Consider the following 2,031-nt stretch of genomic DNA (forward strand, 5'->3'; position numbering starts at 1 on the left):
CCCTGTGGGAGCGAGCCTGCTCGCGATGACGATGGTACAGCCTCCCTCCATGCCTGGCTTTTACAGCAAGCTGATCGGATAGCTGATGATCAACCGGTTCTCATCGAACTCATTGGTGCTGTAATCCCGACGCATCGTCGAGTTGCGCCACTTCACATTGAGGCTCTTCAGCGCGCCGCTCTGCACGGTATAGGCCAGCTCACTTTCACGGCCCCATTCCTTGCCGTCGTCAACGGTGGCGGTGTGCACGTTGTCACCGCTGATGTAGCGGTTCATCAGGGTCAGGCCCGGCACGCCGACGGCGGCGAAGTTGAAGTCGTGGCGCAACTGCCAGGATTTTTCCTTGGCGTTGTCGTAGCTGGAGTTGTAGCTGTCGTTGGCCAGGGTGCCGCCGCTGGTGCCGTTGACGCGCATCCAGGCATCGTCACCACCGACTTTCTGCAGGCCGACGTAGAAGGTGTTGCCGCCGTATTTGGCCGAGAGCATGGCGAACGCGGTTTTGTTGTCCAGGTCGCCGGCCAGCGCGCTGCCGTCTTCCTTGCCGATGAAGTAGCCGAGGTTGGCGCCCAGGGTCCAGTCGCCGATAGGCTGGCTGTGGGTCAGGTTGAAGTATTTTTGCTGGTAGATGTCGGACAGCTCCGAGTACCAGACGCCGACCTGGGTGCGTTTTTCGTTGAAGGCGTATTCACCGCCGCCGAAGTTGAAACGGTCGGAGGTGAACGCGCCACGGCCGTTCATCGACATGTCTTCCATGCTCGCGTCGTTGCGCGGGCTGTTGCCACGGAACTGGCCGCCGTAGAGGGTCAGGCCGCTGATTTCGGTGGAGGTCACCTGGCCGCCACGGAAGGTCTGGGGCAGGGAACGACCGTCGTCGGAACGCAGGATCGGCAGCACCGGCATCCATTCGCCGACCTTCAGTTCAGTCTTCGATACCTTGGCCTTGAGGGCCACGCCCAGGCGACCGAAGTCATCGGCCGGACGACCGTCATCGTGCACCGGCAGCAATTGCGTACCGGCCGTGCCGCGGCCGCCGTCGAGCTTGACCGAGTACATGCCCAGCACGTCCACGCCGAAACCGACCACGCCCTGGGTGAAGCCGGACTTGGCGTCGAGGATGAAACTCTGGGTCCATTCCTCGGCTTTGCCCTGGGTATTGTTCGGGTTGGTGAAGTTGCGGTTGATGTAGAAGTTGCGCAGGTTGAGGTTGACCTTGGCGTCTTCGACAAACCCCGATTCCGCCGCCAGGACGGGTAGGGCGGTACTGGTCAGGGCGGCGGCAATGAGGCTGGGGAACAGGTGCTGTATGGGCTTCATGGGCGTTGTCTCTATTTTTTGTGGACGAAGCGAGTTGCTGCCGCACGTTTGAGGTGCAGGCGCTAAGGGTGGAGCCAGGGTCGTCAGGGCGATTGGGGATCAGCCGGGTGAGGCGGGGTGTAGGGGCATGGCGTCGAACCTGTTGTTATTGGTTTTGTGCGAGCGATGGTGAAGGGCCGCCCGGGATCGGTTCAATTGCCGTTTGCGGGTTTTGGGCGATTATCGAACGGCAAAACAATCGATTGGATGGACGTATTCCACTGTGGGAGCGAGCTTGCTCGCGATGGCGGCCTGTCAGCTGGCTTTGCTCTTGTTGACTGGGTACATATCCGTTTTCGTGGTAACGGCTACTTAGGGTTCCGCCCTGACGGCGGCTCACTTTTGAGAAGCGCAAAAGTAAGCAAAACGCTCCTGCCCCACCACTCGGTGCCTCGCTAGTGCTCGGCATGCCCTCACTCCGGCATTGCTCCGTGGGCCCGCCGCGAAGGGCCATCCATGGCCCAGCGCGGCTATCCCGGCATCCATGCCGGGTTACCCACTCCACAATGCCTGCGTTCGGCCAGCGTGGTTAACGGGGCGCCGAGATCAACGTCCACCGCGAGGCGGCCTTATAGCCGACCTGGCTCTCCCGGTCGTACACCTGTCAGATCTGTGGACAGTCGACCGGGTTCTGGCAGCTGTACTTCGACCCAACTGTGGGAGCGAGCCTGCTCGCGA

Annotated in this window: 1 protein-coding gene; it reads right to left on the minus strand. The window is 61.4% G+C overall.

The genetic code is table 11. The features are described 5' to 3' along the window. Positions 1-60: 60 nt before the first annotated feature. Complete coding sequence (locus tag CFII68_RS21735; RefSeq protein ID WP_018602615.1) at positions 61-1,314, minus strand: OprD family porin; 1,254 nt, start codon at positions 1,312-1,314, stop codon at positions 61-63. Positions 1,315-2,031: the final 717 nt, after the last annotated feature.

Origin of the sequence: Pseudomonas sp. CFII68 (genome assembly GCF_000416195.1) — a bacterium.
Taxonomy (GTDB): Bacteria; Pseudomonadota; Gammaproteobacteria; order Pseudomonadales; family Pseudomonadaceae; genus Aquipseudomonas; species Aquipseudomonas kilonensis.